Genomic DNA, 24,568 nt, shown 5'->3' on the forward strand with positions numbered 1-24,568 from the left:
CGGACACGTGGACACAGCGGCTGCGGCGGCGTGTGACGCCGGTCACCCTCCGTTGTACCCGCGGAACGCGGCGTACGGTCGCCACCCCGCCGGGCAAAAACGACAGATCGGTTGGCTGCATTGACACCTTCGGCCGGGGGGTGGTGGGCTCGTGATCTGCTCGTGATGTACGGGCGGGGTACAGGAGAGGGGAGAGGGGCGTGCACCTGCGGCGCGGCAGGCGGACGGCGACGGCGGTCGCGGCCGCCGTGATCGGTGGGCTCCTCGGCGGCGGCGGCGCCGTCCCGGCGTACGCGGCCCCGGTCTCGCCGGTGGCCACCACCGACGTTCCCGACGGGCAGAGCCCCGGCGTTCCCGCCGTCTGGCCCCGCCCCCAGTCCGTGACCGCCTCCGGCGCTCCGGTGCCCCTCGGCGCGGAGGCCACGCTGCTCGCGGACGCCGACGCCGACCCGTACGCGGTGGCGGCGCTGCGGGAGGTGCTGCGGGTGGCCGGGGTGAACACCGTGTACACGACCGCCCCGGGCCGCGGTCCGGTGTTCCGCCTGGGCGGAACTGCCGGTGGCGGAACTGCCGGTGGCGGACCTGCCGGTGGCGGGGCCTCGGGAGCGGCCGAGGCACTGCGCGCGCTGCGCGCCCCCGAGCGCGCCGATCTGCCCCGCGGCGGCTACCGCCTGGCGGTCGGCCGCGTCGGGGGCCGGGACACCGTGGCCCTCGACGGCGTCGGCCCGGACGGCCTGTTCCACGCCGTGCAGACGGTCCGCCAGCTCGTGACGGAGCGGACCGGCGGCGGGCGGGAGCTCGCCGGCGTCCAGGTGCGGGACTGGCCGGGCTCGGCCGTCCGCGGCATGACCGAGGGCTTCTACGGCCGACCCTGGACCCGTGAACAGCGCCTCGCCCAGGTCGACTTCCTCGGCCGCACCAAGCAGAACCGCTATCTGTACGCCCCCGGCGACGACCCCTACCGGCAGGTCCTGTGGCGCGAGCCGTACCCGGCCGCCGAGCGCACCGCGTTCCGCGAACTGGCCGAGCGGGCCCGCGCCAACCACGTCACCCTCGCCTGGGCGGTCGCGCCCGCGCAGTCGATGTGCCTCGCCTCCGACGACGACGTACGGGCGCTGAACCGCAAGATCGACGCCATGTGGGCGCTCGGGGTGCGCGCCTTCCAGCTGCAGTTCCAGGACGTCAGCTACAGCGAGTGGCACTGCGACCGGGACTCCGACGCCTTCGGCCGGGGCCCCGAGGCCGCCGCGGCCGCGCACGCCCGGGTCGCCGGCAAGGTCGCCCGGCACCTCGCCGAACGGCACCCGGACGCCGAGCCGTTGACGCTGATGCCGACCGAGTACTACCAGGACGGCGCCACCGCGTACCGCAAGGCGCTCGCCGCCCGGCTCGACCCGCGGGTGCAGGTGGCCTGGACGGGCGTCGGGGTGGTGCCCCGCACCATCACCGGCCGCGAACTGGCAGGCGCCCGCGACACGTTCCGGCATCCGCTGGTCACCATGGACAACTACCCGGTCAACGACTACGCGCAGGACCGGCTCTTCCTCGGCCCGCACACCGGCCGCGAGCCGGCCGTCGCCGCCGGTTCCGCCGCCTTCCTGGCCAACGCCATGGAACAGCCGGCCGCCTCCCGGATCCCGCTGTTCACCGCCGCCGACTACGCGTGGAACCCCAAGGGCTACCGCGCCGAGGAGTCCTGGCGGGCCGCCGTCGACGACCTCGCGGGCGCCGACCCGAAGGCCCGCGAGGCGCTGCGCGCGCTGGCCGGCAACGGAGCCTCCTCGCTGCTCGACCCGGGCGCCGAGTCCGCGTACCTCAAGCCGCTGATGGCGGCGTTCTGGCGGGACCGCGCCGCCGCCGACCCGGCCGTACGGGATCGGGCCGCGCGCGAACTGCGGGCCGCGTTCACCGTGATGCGCGAGGCGCCCGAACGGCTGAGCGGCACGGCGGGCGGACTGCTCGACGACGAGGTGCGGCCGTGGCTGGAGCAGCTGTCGCGGTACGGGCGCGCCGGGGAGACCGCGGTGGACATGCTGCAGGCGCAGGCCCTCGGCGACGGCGCGGGCGCCTGGCAGGCGCAGCTGCGTCTGGAGCCGCTGCGGTCGGCGGTGACGAAGACCCGGGCCACGGTCGGCCGGGGCGTCCTCGACCCGTTCCTGGCCCGGTCGGTGAAGGAGGCCGCGGCCTGGACCGGCGCGGACCGGGCGCGCACGGCCGCGCCGCCGGAGACCGACGCGTACACGGTGAAGCTGGACCGGCCCCGGCCGCTTCAGTCGCTGACCCTGATGACCGCGCCGGGCACCGGCGACACCGCCCGCCTGGAGGCGTTGGTGCCGGGGCAGGGCTGGCGGGTGCTCGGCCCGGTGTCGCCGAGCGGCTACACGCAGACCGACGGGAAGGGCCTGCGCGCCGAGGCGGTGCGCGTGGCGTGGACGGGGGGACGCGCCCCCGACGTGCGCTCGCTGGTGCCGTGGTTCGCGGACGAGCCCAAGGCCGAACTGGAACTGGCCCGCACGGAGACCGACGCCGAGATCGGCGGCCCGGCGCAGCGGCTGCAGGTGCGGCTGGTGGCGCAGCGCCCGGACGAGGTGCGCGGCGCGCTGACGGCGCGGCCGCCCAAGGGCGTGACGGTGCGGCTGCCGCAGCAGATCCGGGTGCCGCGCGGTGCGGGGACCACGGTGCCGCTGGAGGTCTCGGTGGCCCCTGACGCGCCCTCGGGCACGTACCTGGTGCCGGTGTCCTTCGCGGGCGAGGAACGGGTGCTGACCGTACGGGCGTACCCGCGCACCGCGGGCCCGGACCTGGCGCTGCTGGGCACAGCGTCGTCGTCGGGCGACGAGACGGCCGACTTCCCCGCCGGGTACGCCCTGGACGGCGACCCGGCGACCCGCTGGTCCTCCCCCGCGGAGGACGGCGCGTGGTGGCAGGTGGAGCTGGCGCAGCCGGCCCGCATAGGCAGGGTCGTACTGCACTGGCAGGACGCCCACGCGAGCCGCTACCGCGTCCAGGTCTCCGCGGACGGCCGCACGTGGCGCACCGCGGCGACGGTCCGCGACGGCCGGGGCGGCCGCGAGTCGGTCCGGATGGACGCGGCGGACACACGGTTCCTGCGGGTGCAGGGGGACGCGCGGGCGACCGAGTACGGGTACTCGCTGTGGTCGGTGGAGACGTACGCCGTGGCGGACGACCCGACGCAGGAGCCGACGCCCCCGGAGGCACCGGCCACGGGCACGGAAGAGGACGACCCCGCCGCCAGGGGCACCGCGGAAGGCAGTCGCCGCCCCTGACGTGGGGTCCGGGCCCTGCCGCGGCATCGGCCGCGGCTACGTCAATGGCCCGGAGCCGAGACCGTGGCCGCCCCCTCACGGGGTGGGGACACGGAGTCGATCCGGGCCATTGCGTCGTCCGCGCCGTACGGCTTGAGGTACGGCAACCAGCGCGGGTCCCTGTGGCCCGTGCCGATGATGCGCCAGGCCAGTCCGGACGGCGGAGCGGGTTGGTGGCGCAGCCGCCAGCCCAGCTCCCGCAGATGCCGGTCGGCCTTGACGTGGTTGCAGCGGCGGCAGGCGGCCACCACGTTGTCCCAGGCGTGCGTCCCGCCGCGGCTGCGCGGAATGACGTGGTCGACGCTGGTTGCGACGCCGCCGCAGTACATGCAACGCCCGCCGTCGCGGGCGAAGAGGGCTCTGCGGGTCAAGGGAACGGGCCCCCGGTAGGGGACCCGCACGAACCGCTTCAGTCTGACCACACTCGGTGCGGGGATGACGCGGGTCTCGCTGTGCAGGAAGGCGCCGGTCTCCTCAAGGCACAGTGCCTTGTTCTCGAGGACGAGGACGAGCGCGCGGCGGAGCGGTACGACGCCGAGCGGCTCGTACGACGCGTTGAGGACCAGGACATGTGGCACGGACGGCCTCCTCGTACGCCGGCGGCGCGTGGCTCGCGCCGGGACGATCTGCTCCCAGTCTCTCCTCATGGCTGGTCGGAGCGCCACCACGTGGTGGTAACGGGCTGAGGGTGTTCTCGACCACACGGCGGCCGCCGCGGAGTGAGGTCGCTCTCTCCCATGCCGAGAAGGGCGGGTTCGGCGTGACCGTTTCGTTAGTGTGGATGGTCTGAACACGATGCATGGAGGTCTTCACGTGTCAGACGCGACGCCCGGCACGGCCACCCTCGACGAGGCGGCCCAGAAGGCGAGCAACGCGGCCGGCTGGGTCGAGGAGAACTGGGCCGAGTGGCTGAACACGGGCCTGCGGATCCTGCTGATCCTGGTCGTGGCGATGCTGCTGCGGATGGCGGTGCGCAGAGCCCTCACCAAGCTGATAGAGCGGATGAACCGCTCGGCGCAGGCGGTGCAGGGCACCGCCCTCGGCGGACTGCTCGTGAACGCGGAACGGCGGCGGCAGCGGTCCGAGGCGATCGGCTCGGTCCTGAAGTCGGTGGCGTCGTTCCTGATCCTGGGCACGGCCGGACTGATGATCCTGGGCGCCTTCGACATCGACCTGGCGCCGCTGCTCGCGTCGGCCGGTGTGGCGGGCGTGGCGATCGGTTTCGGCGCGCGGAACCTGGTGACGGACTTCCTGTCCGGCGTGTTCATGATCCTGGAGGACCAGTACGGCGTCGGCGACTCGATCGACGCGGGCGTGGCGTCCGGCGAGGTCGTCGAGGTGGGCCTGCGGGTCACGAAGCTGCGCGGCGACGACGGCGAGATCTGGTACGTCCGCAACGGCGAGATCAAGCGGATCGGCAACCTGAGCCAGGGCTGGGCCACGGCCGCCGTGGACGTGACGGTCCGCCCGACGGAGGACCTGGACCGGATCAACGGCATCGTGACCGAGGTCGGCGCCGGCATGGCGAAGGACGAGCCGTGGAACGAGCGCCTGTGGGGCCCGGTCGAGACCCTGGGCCTGACGGAGGTCCTCCTCGACTCCATGACGGTCCGGGTCTCGGCGAAGACGATGCCCGGCAAGAAGCTCGGCGTCGAACGCGAACTCCGCTGGCGCATCAAGCGCGCCCTGGACGACGCCGGCATCCGCATCGTCGGCGGCATCCCGCCGCAGGCCGAGGAGTCCACCCCGGACCCCAGCGCCGGCATGGCCGCCCCCTCGGCCTTCGCCAACACCACGTCCCCCCAGTCGGCCGCGGCCACCCCCCTCCCGGGCACCTCACAGCCGAACCTGACGAAGTAACCCCTGCACCTACGCGGAAGCGCCCCGCCCGGACGATCCGGGCGGGGCGCTTTCGCGTGCAGCGGACGTTCCGAATGCACACGCCGAGCGAACCATCCCCGGGTGATCCCCGGTAAACCCCTTGCCTGAGCGCAACATGACGCCATAACCTTGCGTTCGCTTTAGCGAATCAAGTGACGCTGTGGAGCATCGGGGGCAGGGGTGGCGTTGATGATGGCGGCTGCGGCCGTCTGGGGTGTCCTTCAGTTGTTCGCACTGTCGTGGCCGACGCGCACGGTGCGGTTGTCGACGGTGCTGCTGGCGGTCGTCGTCGGGGTGTACGGGTGCGGCGCGGCGACGGCGTTGATCCAGCTCGCCTACACGCGCCTCTACGCGAACGCCTCCGGGCAGTCGCTGATGCAGGTGGCGGAGACGACCAGCTACACCGTGGGGCCCTGGGTCGAGGAACTCGTCAAAGCCTCTCCCCTGCTGCTGGCAGGGTTGGCCCTCAAGGTCCGACGACAGTGGGCGCTGTCCGACTTCGTGGTGCTGGGCGGCGCACTGGGCGCAGGGTTCGGGTTGCTGGAGTCCCTGCTGCGGTACGGCCTGGACGCCGACCGGGCCCTCGTACACGACGCGGGGGGCTGGGTCGTCCCGGACAGCCTGTTCCCGCCGTACGTACCCGGCCCGAGCCAGGTGCTCACGGCATGGTTCCCCGCGCCGTCCGAACAGATCGATTTCATCGGCGAGACGGCGGCCGGGACTTTCTCCCACCTGGTGTGGACGGCCGTCGCCGGCCTGGGCGTCGGGCTGCTGTGGCGGGCTCGGGGCTGGGTGCGCCTGCTGGGGACGCTGCCGATCGCGGCCGCCTCCGTGCACCATGCGGTGGGCAACTACGCCGCGCAGAACCCGGGCGAGCCGGCGTCGAGCTGGAGGGAGACGCTGGACGCCCACGCCTGGGCCGCGCCGCTCGCATGCCTGGCCATCGCCATGGTCGTCGACCTTCGCCGGCTGCACCGAGGCAAGCGTGCCGTGCCGGACGCACTGCTCGCTTCGGAGCGAACGGACGGGGACACCTTGGCCGCCCTCGTGCGCTATGCAGCATGGTGCTTACCGTGGAGCCTGCTCATCGCCCTGCGCTACGTCCGGCTGCGTCGCTCGCTGCTGTATGCGGTCGCCGCGGGGAAGCCCGGCGAGAACGAGCAACTGCACCGAGCCGTCGAGGACATCACGGCTCTGATCGAAGCCTCCGACCACGAACACGCGTGGCAGCGGGGACAGATACGAGCACGGCTGAAGGCGGCCCGAGCCGGGGCGACCCGGCGGAAGTGGCTGCCGATCGTTCCCTGCCTCCTCATGCTCCCTTCTCTGCTGTTCCTCGGGGTGGGCTCGTTCACCTCCACCGCCGCCCTCCAGGAGTACTTCCGCACCGGCGCGGGCCCGAAGATCCTGATGGGCTTCGGCATCGCGGCCCTCGCGTGGATCGCATGGCAACTGACGGCCCTGCTCCGCACCTGGCGAACGACCGCGGCCCAGCCCCTGGCCGAGCCGCTGGCCGTACACCGCTTCCGTCTCGGCACAGCCCTGGGGGCAGCGGCGACCGGCGCGTTCCTCCTCCACCGCGGCCTGGGTGAAGCCGGCCCGGGCGGCGCGGCACTCTCCACGAACCACCTGCTCGACGCCCTCGACACCTTCCTCGTGTACCTCGGCTTCGCCCTTCTCCTGTTATCCCTCGTCGCCCTGTTCCCGCCAGGACTGGCCCTGGCCGGCGTCGGCACGGTCGGCGCGGCGATCACCGCCGAAGCGGCCCTCAACGCCGCCCTGCTCGGCACTGCCGGGATCGTCCTCATGGCCGCCGGGGGAAGCGGAAAAGGCGAATTGCCGCCCGAAGTACTCGCCAACTTCATCAGAGGCAACAATTTCAACAAGCAGAACCGGCCCCGCTATCCCCACAACGAGATCTATCTGGAGAACGGGAAGTACCTGGACTCATACCGTCCAGGACTGGAGATCGTGTCACGCAAGCACACGCAGATAGCGGAGGTCCAGGAAGCCAGCTTCAAGAAGGTGCTGAGTGAAATACACCTGAAGTACAAGAGGGGGACGATCATCCCGGACACGGCGAAATCGCGCAGGGAGTATCCGAAGCTCATCGGCGAGCCTTTGGAAGGGAAGTACATTCTGGAAGTCCCCGTCCAGACCAATCCCGTCCCAGAGTGGGCGCTCAAGGCGGCGGCGGAGCGCGGAGTGACCATCAGAGACGTGACCGGCTTCGTCCACCGCCTCCCGAAGGGATAGCCTGATCTGTCATGACCTGGACCTACTGCGAAGAGTGGAACGAACTCCTCGAAAGCCCCATGGACCCGCTGACGGTCGAGGAGACCCGCTCCCGTCACGACCGCGGGAAGCTGTACACCGCCCTCCTGCAGCCCGACGAGAAGCAGTCGCCGGAACTCCGCGTGGAGATCCGCTGGGAGACCGAATATGCGTCGGTCGTCTTCATGGACGACCACGGCCGCGACGAATTGCGCTACACGTTCACCGTCGTCGACGACAAAATGTTCCTCAAGACGATCATGCTTCTCGAGTACGGAGACACTGAAGAGCGCGGCGGGTACGCGAACCCCGAGCGTACGGAGAGGTTCTCCTACACCCCTGACGGCATCTGCGACCGAACGGTCGACGCGGACGGCGACGTCACCGAGGAGAGCCGGTGGGGCGTCGACGTCTCCCGCCACTGGGAGCCGATCCCCGAGTTCGGGACGTACGCGTCTCTGATCCGGCGGGAGCGCTGGCGGCCATGAGGGGTTCTGGGGGTTGACTCGGTTCGGGGGTGGCCCTAAGTTCCCCGCAGGCTGATAGGAAGGTTTCCTAACAGAGCGGGGAGGGCGCATGAGTGGGAGCGGTGCGGGGGTGCCGGGGACTCCTCGGGTGTTGCGGGCGATGAACGATCGGGCGGCGCTCGATCTGTTGCTGGAGCACGGGACGCTGTCGCGGACGCGGATCGGGAAGCTGACCGGGCTGTCCAAGCCGACTGCTTCGCAGCTCCTTGCTCGCCTTGAGGCTGCTGGGCTCGTTGTCGTGACCGGGACCACCGAGGGGCGGCCGGGGCCCGGTGCGCAGTTGTACTCGCTCAACGCGCGTGCGGCCTACGCCGCCGGGCTCGACGTCAACCCGGAGCGGATCCTCGCCGCGGTCGCCGACATCACCGGAGCCGTCGTCGGGGAGTACGAGCTGCCGACCCCGGGGCGCGACCGGCAGGATGTCGCCGGGCAGGTGCGGGCCGCGCTCGACGGGGCCGTCAAGGATGCCCATGTCGATATGAGCGACGTGCGGCGGCTGGTCATCGGGACGCCCGGGGCCTTCGATCCCGCCACCGGGCGGCTGCGGTACGCCTCCCATCTGCCGGGGTGGCATTCGCCTTCCCTGCTGGACGAGTTGGCCGCCGCGCTGCCGATGCCGGTCGAGTACGAGAACGACGTCAACCTCGTCGCCGTCGCCGAGCAGCGGCTCGGCGTGGCGCGGGGGCACGGCGACTTCGTGCTGCTGTGGAACCAGGAGGGACTCGGCGCCGCCCTCGTCCTCGGCAACCGCCTGCACCGCGGCTTCACCGGGGGCGCCGGGGAGGTCGGGTTCCTGCCCGTGCCCGGCACCCCGCTCGTCCGCGGGGTCACCAAGGCCAACAGCGGCGGCTTCCAGGAGCTCGCCGGCGCCCAGGCCGTACCCGGGATCGCCCGCGACGCCGGGATCGACACCCCCGACCGGCCGTACGTCACCACCGCCGCCGCGCTGCTCGCCACCGCCGCCGAACGGCACGGCTCCGACGCCCGGTACGCCGAGCTGCTCGACCGGTACGCCGTGCGGCTCGCCACCGGACTCGCCTCCCTCGTCGCCGTCCTCGACCCCGAGCTCGTCGTCCTGTCCGGCGAGGCCGTCGTCCCCGGCGGCGAGCCGCTGCGCGCCCGCGTCCAGGCCGAGCTGACCGAGCTGGCCGCCGCGCGGCCCACCCTCGTCCTGGCCGCAGTACCCCGGCGGCCCGTCCTGCGCGGCGCCCTGGAGAGCGCTCTGGCCACCACCCGCGACGAGGTCTTCGACACCTCCCGATGAGTACGCGGGGCCCGCCCCGCCTCCTGTCCCCTCACCCCCGTCCAGGGAGTCTTCGTCATGCCCGAATTCCCGTACCGCGCACGACGCACCGCCCTCCTCCTCGCCGCGGCCACCGCCACCGCCCTGCTCTCCTCGGCCTGCACCGGGCAGTCCTCCGGCGGGGCCGGCGACGACCCGAAGGCGAAGACCACGATCACCTTCTGGCACGGCTGGTCGGCGCAGTCCGAGGTGAAGGCCGTCCGCGACAACGTCGCGCGGTTCGAGAAGGACCACCCGAACATCACCGTCAAGGTCGTCCCCAACATCACCGACGACAAGATCCAGCAGGCGCTGCGCGCCGGCGGCTCCAACTCCCCCGACGTCGTCTCCTCGTTCACCACCGACAACGTCGGCAAGTTCTGTTCCTCCGGGGCGTTCGCCGACCTCGAGCCGTTCCTCGAGAAGTCCCGCGTCGATCTCGACAGGACCTTCGCCGCGTCCCGGCTCGACTACACGCAGTTCGAGGGGAAGCGGTGCAGCCTGCCCCTCCTTGGGGATGCCTACGGGCTCTACTACAACAAGGACGCCTTCGCCGCCGCCGGGATCGGCCGGCCGCCGCGTACCTGGAGCGAGTTCGACGCCGCCGCCGTCAAGCTGACCAAGACGAAGGGCGACTCGTACGAGCGGCTCGGCTTCATGCCCGTCTTCCACGGCTACGAGTCCACCCCCGGCCATCTCGTCGCCCAGTGGAGCCCCACGTACTTCGACGCGGACGGCAAGTCGAACATTGCCAAGGACCCCGCCTTCGCGAACATGTTCACCTGGCAGAAGAACCTCGTCGCCAAGCTCGGCGGCTTCGCCAAGCTGGAGAGGTACCGCAACACGTTCGGCGACGAGTGGGGCGCCACGCACCCCTTCCACACCGGCCAGGTCGCCATGCAGCTCGACGGCGAGTGGCGGCTCGGCATGGCGACGGACTCCAAGCTGCCGTTCGAGATCGGCGTCGCCCCGCTGCCCGTCCCCGACGAGCAGGCCGCCGACTACGGCAAGGGCTACCTCTCCGGCACGATCGTCGGCATCGCCGCCACCAGCAAGAAGCAGAACGCCGCCTGGGAGCTGGTGAAGTACATGACCACCGACACCGATGCGGTGGTGAACTTCGCCAACGAGCTGCGCAATGTGCCCTCCACCCACGAGGCCCTCGTGTCGCCGAAGCTGAAGCTGGACCCGCGGTTCAAGACCTTCCTCGACATCGCGCGGCACCCGAAGTCCAACACGACCCCGGCGTCCGTCAACGGCGGCGTGTACCAGGTGACGCTGCAGGAGTTCGGCTATCTGTACGAGGCCGGCAAGGAAACCGATCTGCGGGGTGGTTTGGAACGCACGGCCAAGCAGATCGACACGGACATCGAGAAGGCCAAGTAGGCCCGGTATGAGTGCCGTTCACACCTTGCGTACGAAGCGCCGGCGTTCGGCGCTCCGTACTGCGGCCTTTCTCTCGCCCTGGCTGGTGGGGTTCGGCGTCTTCTTCGCCTATCCGCTGATCTCCACGCTGTACTTCTCGTTCATGGCGTACGACGGCTTCCAGGAGCCCGTCTTCAACGGGCTGGAGAACTGGACCTACGTCCTCGCCGACTATCCGGCGTTCTGGCCGACGATGCGCAACACGCTCTGGCTGGTCGTCGTCATGGTCGCCTGCCGGGTCGTCTTCGGGCTCGGCGTCGGGCTGCTCGTCACGAAGATCAAGACGGGCACGAATCTCTTCCGGACGCTGTTCTACCTGCCGTACCTCGCGCCGCCCGTCGCCGCCACCCTCGCGTTCGTCTTCCTGCTCAACCCCGGCACCGGGCCCGTCAACGCCCTCCTCGCCGACGCCGGCATCCCGGCCCCCGGCTGGTTCATGGACCCCGACTGGTCCAAGCCCGCGCTGACCGCGCTCGCGGTCTGGGGCGTCGGCGACCTGATGGTGATCTTCATGGCGGCGCTGCTCGACGTGCCGAAGGAGCAGTACGAGGCGGCGGAGCTGGACGGGGCCTCGGCCTGGCAGCGGTTCCGGTACGTGACGCTGCCGAACATCTCCCCGATCGTGCTGTTCGCCGTGGTCACCGGGGTCATCCAGACCATGCAGTACTACACGCAGCCCCTGGTGGCCGGAAAGGTCGCCTCCGGGATCATCGGCAACAGCGGCCAGCAGTTCGAGCCGGGCTATCCGGAGAAGTCCACCCTGACCCTGCCCCAGCTCGTCTACAACCTGGGCTTCCAGCGCTTCGACTACGGGGCGGCGTGCGTGCTCGCCCTCGTCCTCTTCGCCCTCGCGATGGCCTTCACCGCGCTGCTGATGCGCCGCCGCGGCGGGCTGCTCCAGGAACCAGGCAGGTGAGTCCCTCCCCATGACCGTCGCCATCGAAAGGCCGGCCGCGCCCGGCGAAAGGCCGGCCGCGCCCGCCGCCCGCACCGCCCGCCGCGGCGCGCTGCTGCACTGGATCGCCGTGCACGCGCTCGGCGTCGCGGCCGCGCTGTTCTTCGTGCTGCCGTTCGTGTTCGTGCTGCTGACCTCGCTGATGAGCGACCAGCAGGCGCTCACCCGCGACCTGGTCCCCGACACCTGGGTGTGGAGCAACTACACGCGGGTCATCGAGACGCCGGGGTTCCTCACCTGGTGGCGGAACACCCTGCTGTACGCGGGTCTCGGCACCGTACTGACCCTGCTGTCGTCCGTGCCCGTCGCGTACGCGCTCGCCAAGTTCCGCTTCCGCGGGCGGCGCCTTGCGCTGATGCTGGTCATCGCGACGATGATGCTGCCGCCGCAGGTCGTCATCATCCCGATGTACCTGTTCTGGGCGAAGCAGATGGACCTGGCCGGGACCCTGTGGCCGCTGATCGTCCCGCTGGCGTTCGGCGACGCGTTCTCCATCTTCCTGCTGCGGCAGTTCCTGCTGACGATCCCCGACGAGTACATCGAGGCGGCGCGGATCGACGGCTGCGGCGAACTGCGCACGCTGCTGCGGGTCGTGCTGCCCATGGCGAAACCGGGCATCGCCGCCGTCGCGCTGTTCCAGTTCTTCTTCTGCTGGAACGACTACTTCGGACCGCAGATCTACGCATCCGAGAACCCGGCGGCCTGGACCCTGAGCTACGGCCTGGAGTCCTTCAAGGGCGCGCACCACACCGACTGGAACCTGACCATGGCCGCGACCGTGCTGGTCATGGCCCCTGTGATCCTCGTGTTCTTCTTCGCCCAGAAGGCGTTCGTCGAGGGAGTCACACTGACCGGAGTGAAGGGCTGACAACGACTCATGAAGCTGGCTGTCGTGGGGGGCGGCTCCACCTACACCCCCGAACTGATCGACGGATTCGCGCGGTTGCGCGACACCCTGCCCGTCACCGAACTCGTGCTGATCGACCCGGCCGCCGAGCGGCTCGACCTCGTCGGCGGGCTCGCCCGGCGGATCTTCGCCCGGCAGAGCCACCCGGGGCGCATCGTCACCACCGCCGACCTCGACGCCGGCGTCGACGGCGCGGACGCGGTGCTGCTGCAGCTGCGCGTGGGCGGGCAGGCGGCCCGCGAGCAGGACGAGACCTGGCCGCTGGAGTGCGGCTGCGTCGGGCAGGAGACCACCGGGGCGGGCGGGCTCGCCAAGGCGCTGCGCACCGTGCCCGTCGTCCTGGACATCGCCGAGCGGGTCCGGCGCGCCAACCCGGACGCCTGGATCATCGACTTCACCAACCCGGTCGGGATCGTCACCCGCGCGCTGCTGCAGGCCGGGCACAAGGCGGTCGGGCTGTGCAACGTGGCGATCGGCTTCCAGCGGAAGTTCGCCGGGCTGCTAGGCGTCGCGCCGGCCGAGGTCCACCTCGACCACGTCGGGCTCAACCACCTGACCTGGGAAACCGGGGTACGGCTCGGCGGGCCCGAGGGCGAGGACGTACTGCCCCGGCTGCTCGCCGAGCACGGCGAGGCCGTCGCCGCGGACCTGCGGATGCCGCGGGAGCTGGTGGACCGGCTCGGCGTCGTCCCCTCGTACTACCTGCGGTACTTCTACCTGCACGACGAGGTCGTACAGGAGCTGGGGCGCAAGCCGTCCCGGGCCGCCGAGGTCGCGGCGATGGAGCGCGAACTGCTGGAGATGTACGGGGACCCGGCGCTCGACGAGAAGCCGGCGCTGCTCGCGAAGCGCGGCGGCGCGTACTACTCGGAGGCGGCCGTGGACCTGGCGGCGGCACTGCTGGGCGGAGGGGGGTCGCCGTACCAGGTGGTGAACACGTCCAACAACGGCACGCTGCCGTTCCTGCCGGACGACGCGGTGATCGAGGTGCAGGCAGCGGTCGGCGCCGGGGGCGCCACGCCGCTGCCGGCGCCGCGGCTCGACCCGCTGTACGCGGGGCTGGTCGCCAACGTGACCGGGTACGAGGACCTGGCGCTGGACGCGGCGCTGCGCGGCGGCCGGGAGCGGGTCTTCCGGGCGCTGCTCGCGCACCCGCTGGTCGGGCAGTACGCGTACGCCGAGCAGCTCACCGACCGGCTGCTCGCGCACAACCGGCAGCATCTGGCGTGGGCGTGAGGGCGACGGAAGCCGCCGTCCTGGCGATCGACGCGGGCAACAGCAAGACGGACGTGGCGCTGGTCGGCGCGGACGGGGCGGTGCTGGGCACCGGGCGCGGCGGCGGGTTCCAGCCGCCGGTGGTGGGGGTCGAGGCGGCCGTGGACGTGCTGGGCGCAGCGGTCGGCGCTGCGGCCGAGGCCGCAGGGTTGACCTCTCCGCCGTACGCCGCTCATGTCGCGGCCTGCCTGGCCAACGCCGATCTGCCGGTCGAGGAGGCCGAGTTGACGGCCGCGCTGGAGCGGCGTGGCTGGGCCGCGACGACGGAGGTCCGCAACGACACGTTCGCGATCCTGCGGGCCGGGGTGGACGAGCCGCGGGGCGTGGCCGTGGTGTGCGGGGCCGGCATCAACTGCGTCGGCATGCTGCCGGACGGCCGCACCGCCCGCTTCCCGGCGATCGGCCGGATCTCGGGCGACTGGGGCGGCGGGGGCGGCCTGGCCGAGGAGGCGCTGTGGTTCGCCGCGCGGGCCGAGGACGGGCGCGGGGAGCCGACGGAGCTGGCGCGGGCGCTGCCCGCGCACTTCGGGCTGCCGACGATGTACGCGCTGATCGAGGCGCTGCACCTGGGCCGCGTCCCGGCGGTCCGCCGCCACGAGCTGGCCCCGGTGCTCTTCGCGGTGGCGCGCACGGGCGACCCGGTCGCCCTCGGTCTCGTCCGCCGGCTCGCGGACGAGGTGGTGGCCCTGTCGACGGTCGCCCTGCGCCGCCTGGACCTGCTGGACGAGGAGGTTCCGGTGGTTTTGGGCGGCAGCGTGCTGGCCGCCCGCCACCCCGACCTGGATGCCAGGATCGCCGAACTCCTGGCCCACAAGGCCCCCAAGGCCGAACTCCGCGTGGTCACCGCGCCCCCGGTCCTCGGCGCGGCCCTCCTGGGCCTGGACCGCACAGGCGCCGACCCGGAGGCGACGGCCCGGCTGCGGGAGCGGTACGGGAGGGGGTAGGGGCGGTAGGGGGCGGGGCGGGGGCGGACCGCCCGGGGAGGGACCGCCCGCGAGCGGACCGCCCTCGAACTTCCGCCCGGGTGGCGCGTGTACGCCAGTGTGGGGCGTTCGGGGAACCGGTTCCGGTCGTCCTTCGTGTTCTCCTTAGGGGGCACGATAGGAACAAGATCGCGTCATTACCGGTGTGCGTATCGGCCGCTACGGCCATACTGCTGGCCGGGTGGCCGAGATCGGCGACTGAGGGGGAGGTCACGTGACACACCCGCCGAACGCGCACACCGCGCCGGCGCCGGGGCTCGAGCAGTCCCGGCCGCCCGCCGTGCCCGCGCAGGCGGCGCCGGCCGGGCTGCCGCCCGAGGGGCCGGAGCGGCCCGGGGTCTGGGCCGAGGGGCGCGCGATCCTGCGGCGCGCGGCGACCACGGAGCCGGGCCGGCTGCAGATCATCGGCGCCGTGCTGGCCGTGCTCGTCGTCGCGTTCGGCGCGGTCACCGCGTACGAGATCTCCGCCCGCGCCACCTCCGCCGACGACGTCGTCAGCCGCAGCCAGCCGCTGAGCGCCGACGCGGCGAGCATCTACCGCTCCCTCGCCGACGCCGACACCGCCGCTGCCAGCGGCTTCCTCGCCGGCGCGACGGAGCCCGCCGACGTCCGCCGGCGGTACGCCGACGACATCGCCACCGCCTCCCGCCTCCTGGTGAAGGCCGCGGCGAACACCGAGGGCTCCGTGGAGTCGACCCGCGAGATCACCACCCTCGGCGAGCACCTCCCCCGCTACACCGGCCTGATAGAGCGCGCCCGCGCCGCGAACCGCCAGGGCCTGCCGCTGGGCGGCGCGTATCTGCGCTACGCGAACCAGACGATGGCCACCCAACTGCTGCCGGCCGCCGAGCGGCTGTACGCGGCGGAGACCGCCCGGCTGCACGCCGACGACGAGGAGGCGCGGGCGCTTCCGTACCTCTCCCTCGTCCTCGGCCTGCTCGCGCTGGCCGCGCTGGCCGCCGTGCAGCGCCGCAACTACCTGCGCACCAACCGGGTCCTGAACCACGGCCTGCTCGCGGCGACGGCCGCGTCCCTGGTGGTCCTGCTGTGGCTGACCGTCGGGCACACGGTGGCCCGCGCCGAGCTGAACAACGCCCGTGAGCACGGCCAGAACTCGCTGCAGGTGCTCACCGCCGCCCGCATCAACTCCCTGAAGGCGCGCGCCAACGAGAACCTGACGCTGGTCGCGCGGGGCGCGGTGCTCACCGACGACGGCAAGAACGACAAGTACGAGACCGAGCACAACGCCGGCATGAAGGCGCTGACCACCGCGCTCGCCGAGGCCCGCGAGCTCGCCGACGACGACGCCGGCCGCGCGCTGGTGGACCGGACGGCGGACCGCGTGGCCCACTGGAAGCAGCGTCACTCCGTGGCCCGCGCCACCGACGACGCCGGCGACTACGAGGGCGCGCTGAACCTGGTCATCGGCCGGGACGACTCCACCGGCCGGTCCTTCGACCAGGTCGACGCCCTGCTGAAGCAGGCACTCGAGCGCGAGCAGGCCGAGTTCACCCGCTCCGCCTCCGACGGCAGGGGCGCGCTCACCGCGCTCCCCCTCGGCGCGGGCGTGCTGGCCGTGCTCGGCGCGGTGGGGGCCATCATGGGCATCAACCGCAGACTGTCGGAGTACCGGTGAGAGGGGGAGAGTTGACGGACCTCACAGGGCGCGGGCGGCGGGCGGCGGCCCGTATCGCCGGCCGGTTCAGGGGCTGGGGCGGGGTCGGCGCGATGGCCGTCGCCTGCGGCGTCACCGCCGCGCTCACCCTCGGCCCGCTGACCCACTCCGGCGCCGCGGACCGCACCACGCCCCAGGTCACCGGACCGGGAGTGGGCACCGGCGTGCAGGTGCGGGCCGAGGCCGCCTGCCGGGACCCGGAGGCCTCACTCACCCCGTCGGCCGCCGACGGCCCGGCCGTCGCCGCGATCAAGGCGCGCGGCCGGCTCGTGGTGGGCGTCGACCAGAGCAGCTACCGCTGGGGCTACCGGAATCCGACGAACCGCACCCTGGAGGGCTTCGACATCGATCTGGCCCGGGCCATCGCCAAGGACCTCCTGGGCAGCGAGGAGAAGATCGTCTTCCGGACGATCCCGACGAACCAGCGGATCGCCGCTCTGGAGAGCGGCAAGGTCGACCTCGTGGTCCGCACGATGACCATCAACTGCAAGCGGATCCAGCAGGTCGCCTTCTCCACCGCGTACTTCCAGGCCGGGCAGCAGGTGCTCGCGCCGAAGGCGTCCACGATCACCGGGTACGACAGCTCGCTGACCGGCATGCGGGTCTGCACGGCCGAGGGCTCCACCGCGTACGAGGCCCTGGAGCAGAAGTCGTTCGGCGCGGTCTACAAGGACGACGGCGACGGCGGCCCGGCCGACCCGGACCGGCTGACCGTGCCCAACCAGCTGGACTGCCTGGCCCGGCTCCAGATGGGCGAGGTGGACGCGGTCGTCACCGACAACGCGCTGGCGGCCGGCCAGGCCGCACAGGACCCGGCGGTCGAACTCAAGGGCAAGCCGTTCACGACCGAGTACTACGGGGTGGCCGCCAAGCTCGGCAACGACGACCTGGTGCGCCGGGTCAACCAGGTGCTCGTGCAGTACCGCCAGGGCCCCTGGAAGGCGGCGTACGAGAAGTGGCTGAAGGCGGACCTGCCCGGCATAGCCGGACCGCCGGCGCCGAAGTACAAGAGCGGCTGAGCCGGGTACGAGAGGGAGCGGGCCGCCCGACGGCGGCGGCCGGCCCCGCGTCCCCGGCGGACGCAGCCGCAGACGACAGGCGACGGCAAGAGCGGAGAGGTGATCGATGGGCATCGCGGGACCTGCTGGTCCGGTGATGGACCGGGACGAGGTGGACCGTGCGCTGGCACGCCTCGGCGCGGAGCACAAGGCGATCGAGGACTCGCTCCTCGCGCTTCAGGACCACGCCGGCCGCCGGCTCCTCGAGGGCGCCCGGCTGACCGGGACGACCCAGGAGCGGTGGAGCTCCACCGAGCGCACGATCACCCTGCTCTGGGCGTACTTCGACGCGTACACCGCAGCCCTGCACGAGAGCCGCGAGCTGCGCTCCCGGCGGCGCTGGCCCGGCCAGGAGGACCTGGTGGAGCTGACCGACCGGCTGCGCGGCGAGAGCGTGGTCCTCGGCGGCGGCGCGGCGCTGAGCGAACGGTTCTCCCTGGAGGGCCTGGTGGACCGGATGAACGAGCTGTACGCCGGCTCGCTGGACACCGTGGTGACCGCCGACGCGGTCTGGTCGGCGCTGCCCGCGCGGATAGACCTGCTCGCCGCCGAGCTGGGCCGCACCCGTTCGCTGGCGCACTCCGTCGGGGTGCGCCCCGGGGAGCATCCGGCCGGCGACGAGCTGGAGGCGATCACGGACGAGCTGACCGGGCTGCGCGAGCAGGTCGTGTCCGATCCGCTGGCCTTCTGGCAACCCGCGGCGGGCAGTTCGGCGCCCGGCGGCGGCCGTCCGGACACGGAGCGGTACGACCGGGCGGCCCGTGCTCTGGAGGACGTGCGCCGGGAGATCGAGGCGGTCCTCGCCGTGCGGCAGGACTCCGAGGAGCGGCTGCTGCGGCTGCGGGACGTGCTGTCCCGGGCGGACCGGACGCTGGCGGAGGCGCGGGCGGCGCGCGGCGAGGTGCTCGCGAAGATCGCCGCCTCGGAGGTGCCGGCGGTCAGCGGTCCGCCGACGGTGCTGCAGGAGCGGCTCGTCGCGGCGGCCGAGTACCGCAGGCACGCGCAGTGGCACCGGCTCTCGCCGCTCCTGGAGGCCCTGGAGCGGGAGGCCGAGGACGAACTGCAGCGGGCCCGGGCGTCGTTGACGGCGGTCACCGCGCCGCTCGCGGTCCGCGCGGAACTGCGCGGCCGCCTCGACGCGTACAAGGCGAAGGTGGCCCGGCTCGGCTGGGCGGAGGACCCGGTCCTGGTGGAGCGGTACGACGCGGCCCGCCGGATGCTGTGGAGCGCGCCGTGCGATCTGCGGGTCGCCGAGGAGGCGGTGCTCCGCTACCAGCGGGCGGCGGCCGAGGTCCTGGCGGGGCCCGGCGACGCGAGGGGGACACGATGAGCGAGACGGAGACGAACGGGGGCGGGGTGCCGACGGGCGGAGTGCCGACGGGTGGCGTGAGCGGTCAGCACAGCCAGGTGACCAACCAGTCGGCGCGACGCGGCGGTTCCGCGCCGCCGCAGCCGGCGGGCGCGTCCTGCCAGCGGCCGGGCTGCGGGGGCACGTACGAGGACATGGGCGGCGGCGAGCTGTACTGCGGCACCTGCGGTCTCGCGCCCGTCCTGCCGCCCGGCGGTGCGCCGCAGGCGGCGACCGGCGCGACGGGCACCGCGCGGACGTCCGCGGCCGCGGAGACGGCCGGGGCGCCCTGCCAGCGGCCCGGCTGCGCGGGCGCGTACGAGGACATGGGCGGCGGCGAGCTGTACTGCGACACCTGCGGCCTCGCGCCCGTCCTGCCGGCGACGGGGCTGCTGCAGTCCACGCCGACCGGGGTGGCGGTGGCCGGGAAGGGCTCGTCGAGCAGTTCCCGCGCCTCGTCGCGGAGTTCCGCGCCGTCCGCGCGCTCCTCGCGTTCCTCGACGTCGCGCCGCTCGGTCTCCGGCCGGCTCTCCCGCTCGCTCTCGGGCGCGAGCTCGTCCCGCTCGGTCTCGGTGCGCAGCTCCGGCTCGTCCACGAGCCAGTCGGGCCGGAACCGGCTGGGCGCGGGCCTGGTCACGATCCCCGAGATCCCGCGCCCCGATCCGCGTTCCGCGGTGATGGAGAATCCCGAGGTCCCGGAGCGGAAGCGATTCTGCTCGCGCTCCGACTGCGGCGCCCCGGTGGGCCGGGCGCGCGGCGACCGGCCGGGCCGCACCGAGGGCTTCTGCACCAAGTGCGGCCACCCGTACTCGTTCGTGCCGAAGCTGCGCACCGGCGACATCGTGCGCGGCCAGTACGAGGTGGCGGGCTGCCTGGCGCACGGCGGCCTCGGCTGGATCTACCTCGCCGTGGACCGCGCGGTCTCGGACCGCTGGGTGGTGCTCAAGGGCCTGCTCGACACCGGCGACCAGGACGCGATGGCGGCGGCGATATCGGAGCGCCGCTTCCTCGCGGAGATCGAGCACTCCAACATCGTCCGGATCTACAACTTCGTCGAGCACCTCGACCAGCGCACCGGCTCCCTCGACGGCTACATCGTCATGGAGTACGTCGGCGGCAAGTCGCTCAAGGAGATCGCCAACACCCGCCGCGGCCCGGACGGCCGGCGCGATCCGCTGCCGGTCGAGCAGGCCTGCGCGTACGGCATCGAGGCGCTGGAGGCGCTCGGGCACCTGCACAGCCGGAACCTGCTGTACTGCGACTTCAAGGTCGACAACGCGATCCAGACCGAGGACCAGCTCAAGCTGATCGACATGGGCGCGGTGCGCCGCATGGACGACGACGAGTCGGCGATCTACGGCACGGTCGGCTACCAGGCCCCGGAGGTCGCGGAGGCCGGCCCGTCGGTGGCCAGCGATCTGTACACGGTGGCGCGCACCCTCGCGGTGCTGACCTTCGACTTCCAGGGCTATACGAACATCTTCGCGGACTCGCTGCCGGACCCCGAACACATCGAGGTGTTCCGGACGTACGAGTCGTTCTACCGCTTCCTGGTGCGGGCCACCGACCCGGACCCGGCGCGCCGGTTCGCCTCCGCGCAGGAGATGGCGGAGCAGCTGACGGGTGTGCTCCGGGAGGTCGTGGCGCTGCAGTCCGGCCGTCCGCGGCCGGCGCTGTCGACGCTGTTCGGCGCGGAACTGCGGGTGACGGACACGGAGTTGTTCGCCGAGTCGGCCGGCGACGTGTCGGTGCTCGGCTCGCGGGACGTGCCGGCGGGCTGGTGGGGTCTGTTCGGCGGCGGCGCGAAGAAGACGGGCGGTACGACGGCCGGGGTCGTGGCCGGGGTCTCTGCCGGGGTCTCTGCCGGCGTCGTGGCCGGGGTCGCGGGGCCGTATCTGGCGCCGCTCGGCGTGCCGGCGACCTCGCTGGCGCTGCCGGTGCCGCGGGTGGACCCGGGCGACCCGAATGCCGGGTTCCTGGCCGGTCTGATGGCCGCCGCCCCGGCCGAGCTGCTCACGGCGCTGGCCGCCGCGCCCGCGCCGTCCCTGGAGCTGCGGCTGCGCGAGCTGCGGGCGCTGCTCGAGATGGGCGAACTCCTGCGCGCGGGACAGGCGCTGACGGCCCTGGAGGAGCGGCACCCGGACGACTGGCGGGTGGTCTGGTACCGCGGCGTGGTCGCGCTGGCGACCCGCGACGACGAGAACGCGGCGCTGTCGTTCGACGCGGTGTACGACGCCTTCCCGGGCGAGCCGGCGCCGAAGCTGGCGCTCGCCGTCTGCGCGGAGGTGCTGGGCCAGCTGGACAACGCGGCGGAGTACTACCGCCTGGTGTGGACGACCGACCCCTCGTACGTGAGTGCGGCGTTCGGGCTCGCGCGGGTGCAGCTCGCGGCCGGCGACCGGGCGGGCGCGGTGCGCACACTGGAGTCCGTGCCGGAGGCGTCCATCCACTACACGGCGGCGCGGGTCGCCGCGGTACGGGCCCGGCTGCGCCGGCGCGCCCCGCAGGACCCGCTGGCGGCCGATCTGACGGCGGCCGCGGCGCAGGTCTCGGCCCTGCAGGGCTTCGGTCTCGACGCGGTGCGGCGGGAGCGGTTGTCGACGGAGGTCCTCGGTACCGCACTGGACTGGGTACTCTCCGGTAGTCCCGGAGCATCCCCCGGCCGGACGCTGCTGCTGGGCAGCGAACTGGACGAGCGGGGACTGCGCTTCGGCCTGGAACGCTCGTACCGGGTGCTCGCCCGGCTCGCTCAGCGGGGCGAGGAGAGGATCGAACTGGTGGAGCGGGCCAACCGCCTCCGCCCCCGGACGTGGGTGTGATGATGAACGACCGGAATCCCGAGCAGCGGCTCTCCGTGTGCCCCGGCTGCGCCGAGCCCCTGGACCCGACTGATCGTTTCTGCGGAGCCTGCGGCCATGCGCTGTCGGTGGCGGCGGAGCCGGGGGCCGACCGCCCCACGGTCGCCCTGGGCACCGAGCCCGCGGCGACGTGGCCGGCGCCCGCGCCCCGCGACCTCTCCGCGCAGACGCAGCACCCCGGCGACCTGCCGTCGCCGGACCCGGCGACCGCGGCCGGCGGCTCCCGCGCGGCGCAGGCCGTCGTCGAGGGCACGGCCACGGCGGCCGGCGGTCTCGCGGCGGCCGGCATCCCCGCGCCGCACGGCCCCGCCGACCCGGCGTCCGGCGAAGCGGTCCGCCATGACGGGCCCTCCTCCGCCGAAGACGGCGAAGGCAACGGCGACACCGCCGGCGACTACGAACTAGCCGCCCCCGACCCGCGCGTGGCGGCCGTCGCCGCCCAGGTCAAGGTGTGCGTGGCCTGCCGCGCGGGCCGCGTCGACACCGACGGGTACTGCGAGAACTGCGGGCACGCCCAGCCGCGCGAGCGGGACCACATGGAGCGCGAGCTGGAGAGCGTGGCCGCGGTCAGCGACCGCGGGCTGCGGCACCACCGGAACGAGGACGCGTTCGCCGTGTCGTCGACCGCGCTGCCCGACGGCTCCCCGGCCGCCGTCGCCATCGTCTGCGACGGCGTCTCCTCCGCCACCCGCCCCGACGAGGCCTCGGCCGCCGCCGCGAGCGCCGCGAACCGCTCGCTGCTCGCCGCGCTGCCCCGCGGCACCCACCCCCAGCAGGCCATGATGGAGGCGATCGTGGCCGCCGCCGACGCGGTCAACTCCCTCGCGGAGGAGCCCGGTTCGGCCCGCGACCACGACCCGCACCGCAACGCGCCCGCCTGCACCATCGTCGGCTCCGTGGTGACCGGCGAGCTCCTGGTGGTCGGCTGGGTCGGCGACAGCCGCGCGTACTGGGTGCCGGACGACCGCTCCGCCCCGCCCGCCCGGCTCACCGAGGACGACTCCTGGGCCGCCCAGATGGTCTCCTCGGGCCTGATGAACGAGGCCGAGGCGTACGCGGACGAGCGCGCCCACGCGATCACCGGCTGGCTCGGCGCGGACGCGTACGAACTGGAGCCGCACACGGCCGCGTACAAGCCCGACCGCCCCGGCGTGGTCGTGGTCTGCACGGACGGGCTGTGGAACTACGCGGAGGGCGCGCAGGAGATGGCGCGGGTCGTGCCGCCGGACGCGTCCGGCCGCCCGCTGCACGGTGCGCAGGTGCTTGTGGGCCACGCCCTGGACGGCGGGGGCCACGACAACGTAACAGTGGCGCTGCTGCCGTTCGCCCTGCCGCACGAGGGGGCAGGATCGGCCTGCGGCGCCGCCGGCGACAGCCCCTCCGCGTAGCCCGAGTCCCGTCCCCAGGAGCCGAACCGATGGCCAACTTCTCCAAGTCGAACGTGCCGCACTTCTCGCTGGACGTGTACCAGAACGAGTACCTGCCGGAGGGCGGGCGCGAGGTCAACGCGATCGTCACGGTCACCGCCACCGGCGGCGGCACGCTCGGCACCGGCGTACCGCAGCCCCGGACCGCCCCGCCGGGGGACCCGGCCGCGCCCTCCGCCGCCGTGGTGGTCATGGTCGACTGCTCGGGCTCCATGGACTACCCGCCGACCAAGATGCGCAACGCCCGCGAGGCGACGGCCGCCGCCGTGGACACCCTGCGCGACGGCGTCGCGTTCGCCGTGGTCGCCGGGACGCATGTGGCCAAGGAGGTCTACCCGGGCGGCGGCCGGCTGGCCGTCGCCGACGACCGGACCCGCGCCGAGGCGAAGGAGGCGCTGCGCCGGCTCTCGGCCGGCGGCGGCACCGCCATCGGCACCTGGCTGCGCCTCGCGGACCAGCTGTTCTCCGGGGCCGGGGCGGCGATCCGGCACGGCATCCTGCTGACCGACGGCCGCAACGAGCACGAGTCCCCGGCCGACCTGAAGGCCGCCCTCGACGCCTGCGCGGGCCGCTTCACCTGCGACGCCCGCGGCGTGGGCACGGACTGGGAGGTCAAGGAGGTCACCCAGATCTCCTCGGCCCTCCTCGGCACCGCCGACATCGTCGCCGACCCGTCCGGACTCGCCGCCGACTTCACGCGGATGATGGAGACCGCGATGGGCAAGGAGGTCGCGGACGTGGCGCTGCGCCTGTGGACCCCGGTCGGCACGGAGATCCGGTACGTGAAGCAGGTCGCCCCGACCGTCGAGGACCTGACGGCCCGGCGCACCGAGGCGGGCCCCCGCGCGGGCGACTACCCGACCGGCTCCTGGGGCGACGAGTCCCGCGACTACCACGTCTGCGTCCGGGTGCCCGAGGCCGCCGTCGGTCAGGAGATGCTGGCCGCCCGGGTCTCGCTGATCCGTCCCGACCCGGCGGGCGGCGCGCCGGAGGCCCTCTCCCACGGGCTGGTCCGGGCGGTGTGGACGGACGACATGGCGGCCTCGACCGCGATCAACCCGCAGGTCGCCCACTACACGGGGCAGGCCGAGCTGGCGCAGGCGATCCAGCAGGGACTCGACGCCCGCAAAGCGGGAGATTTCGACGGAGCGACCGCGAAACTGGGCCGCGCGGTGCAGCTCGCGGTCGCCTCGGGGAACACGGACACCGCGAAACTGCTTTCGAAGGTGGTGGACGTCGTCGATGCGACGACCGGTACTGTGCGTTTGAAGGCGAAGGTCACGGAAGCGGACGAGATGACACTCGAAACCCGCTCCACCAAGACGGTTCGCGTCAAGAAGTAGCCCGGCCACAGGGGCCGGACGACG

17 protein-coding genes are annotated in these 24,568 nt (G+C 73.1%); 16 read left to right on the forward strand and 1 reads right to left on the reverse strand.

The features are described from left to right. Nucleotides 1-206 precede the first annotated feature (206 nt). Nucleotides 207-3,287 (forward strand): beta-N-acetylglucosaminidase domain-containing protein, encoded by a 3,081-nt coding sequence (locus tag ACGFMM_RS03535; RefSeq protein ID WP_393642809.1) that lies wholly within the window; start codon nt 207-209, stop codon nt 3,285-3,287. Between the two features lie 41 nt (nt 3,288-3,328). Here the strand turns inward: ACGFMM_RS03535 and ACGFMM_RS03540 are convergent, their stop codons facing one another. Continuing rightward, nucleotides 3,329-3,904 carry an HNH endonuclease gene (locus ACGFMM_RS03540; protein WP_393642689.1) on the reverse strand — a complete coding sequence of 192 codons (576 nt, stop codon included), beginning with the start codon at nt 3,902-3,904 and terminating at the stop codon, nt 3,329-3,331. A gap of 217 nt (nt 3,905-4,121) precedes the next feature. Here ACGFMM_RS03540 and ACGFMM_RS03545 point away from each other — a divergent pair, with 217 nt between their 5' ends. From ACGFMM_RS03545 to ACGFMM_RS03615, 15 genes are all read left to right on the forward strand, one after another. Next, complete coding sequence (locus ACGFMM_RS03545) at nt 4,122-5,186, forward strand: mechanosensitive ion channel family protein (protein ID WP_393642691.1); 1,065 nt, start codon at nt 4,122-4,124, stop codon at nt 5,184-5,186. Nucleotides 5,187-5,432: 246 nt separating this feature from the next. Continuing rightward, nucleotides 5,433-7,463 (forward strand): PrsW family glutamic-type intramembrane protease, encoded by a 2,031-nt coding sequence (locus ACGFMM_RS03550; RefSeq protein WP_393642693.1) that lies wholly within the window; start codon nt 5,433-5,435, stop codon nt 7,461-7,463. A gap of 11 nt (nt 7,464-7,474) precedes the next feature. Then, nucleotides 7,475-7,969: a hypothetical protein gene (locus ACGFMM_RS03555; protein ID WP_393642694.1), complete on the forward strand. Its 495-nt coding sequence runs from the start codon at nt 7,475-7,477 to the stop codon at nt 7,967-7,969. Nucleotides 7,970-8,057: 88 nt separating this feature from the next. Continuing rightward, nucleotides 8,058-9,272 carry an ROK family transcriptional regulator gene (locus ACGFMM_RS03560; protein WP_393642696.1) on the forward strand — a complete coding sequence of 405 codons (1,215 nt, stop codon included), beginning with the start codon at nt 8,058-8,060 and terminating at the stop codon, nt 9,270-9,272. A gap of 57 nt (nt 9,273-9,329) precedes the next feature. Continuing rightward, on the forward strand, nt 9,330-10,676 hold the full coding sequence (locus ACGFMM_RS03565) for an ABC transporter substrate-binding protein (RefSeq protein WP_393642697.1): 1,347 nt from the start codon (nt 9,330-9,332) through the stop codon (nt 10,674-10,676). A 7-nt stretch (nt 10,677-10,683) separates the two neighbouring features. Beyond that, nucleotides 10,684-11,631: a carbohydrate ABC transporter permease gene (locus ACGFMM_RS03570; protein WP_393642699.1), complete on the forward strand. Its 948-nt coding sequence runs from the start codon at nt 10,684-10,686 to the stop codon at nt 11,629-11,631. 10 nt (nt 11,632-11,641) lie between these two features. Continuing rightward, nucleotides 11,642-12,538: a carbohydrate ABC transporter permease gene (locus ACGFMM_RS03575; RefSeq protein ID WP_393642701.1), complete on the forward strand. Its 897-nt coding sequence runs from the start codon at nt 11,642-11,644 to the stop codon at nt 12,536-12,538. A 9-nt stretch (nt 12,539-12,547) separates the two neighbouring features. Next, entirely contained in the window at nt 12,548-13,813 is a 1,266-nt protein-coding gene (locus ACGFMM_RS03580; RefSeq protein WP_393642702.1) for a 6-phospho-beta-glucosidase, read from the forward strand. Beyond that, nucleotides 13,810-14,796: an N-acetylglucosamine kinase gene (locus tag ACGFMM_RS03585; RefSeq protein WP_393642704.1), complete on the forward strand. Its 987-nt coding sequence runs from the start codon at nt 13,810-13,812 to the stop codon at nt 14,794-14,796. The genes ACGFMM_RS03580 and ACGFMM_RS03585 overlap by 4 nt, the downstream gene beginning before the upstream one ends. Before the next feature lie 253 nt (nt 14,797-15,049). Next, complete coding sequence (locus ACGFMM_RS03590) at nt 15,050-16,471, forward strand: hypothetical protein (protein ID WP_393642706.1); 1,422 nt, start codon at nt 15,050-15,052, stop codon at nt 16,469-16,471. Between the two features lie 92 nt (nt 16,472-16,563). Further along, entirely contained in the window at nt 16,564-17,529 is a 966-nt protein-coding gene (locus ACGFMM_RS03595; RefSeq protein WP_393642810.1) for a glutamate ABC transporter substrate-binding protein, read from the forward strand. A 106-nt stretch (nt 17,530-17,635) separates the two neighbouring features. Next, on the forward strand, nt 17,636-18,898 hold the full coding sequence (locus ACGFMM_RS03600) for a hypothetical protein (protein WP_393642707.1): 1,263 nt from the start codon (nt 17,636-17,638) through the stop codon (nt 18,896-18,898). Nucleotides 18,899-19,071: 173 nt separating this feature from the next. Continuing rightward, nucleotides 19,072-21,735 (forward strand): tetratricopeptide repeat protein, encoded by a 2,664-nt coding sequence (locus ACGFMM_RS03605; RefSeq protein WP_393642812.1) that lies wholly within the window; start codon nt 19,072-19,074, stop codon nt 21,733-21,735. 2 nt (nt 21,736-21,737) lie between these two features. Next, nucleotides 21,738-23,162, forward strand: coding sequence for a protein phosphatase 2C domain-containing protein (locus ACGFMM_RS03610; RefSeq protein ID WP_393642709.1), 1,425 nt, complete (start codon nt 21,738-21,740; stop codon nt 23,160-23,162). 29 nt (nt 23,163-23,191) lie between these two features. Next, a complete protein-coding gene (locus tag ACGFMM_RS03615) occupies nt 23,192-24,544 on the forward strand; it encodes a VWA domain-containing protein (protein WP_393642710.1) in 1,353 nt (450 codons plus the stop codon). The last annotated feature ends 24 nt before the right edge of the window (nt 24,545-24,568 follow it).

This window comes from Streptomyces sp. NPDC048604, assembly GCF_043199435.1.
GTDB lineage: Bacteria > Actinomycetota > Actinomycetes > Streptomycetales > Streptomycetaceae > Streptomyces.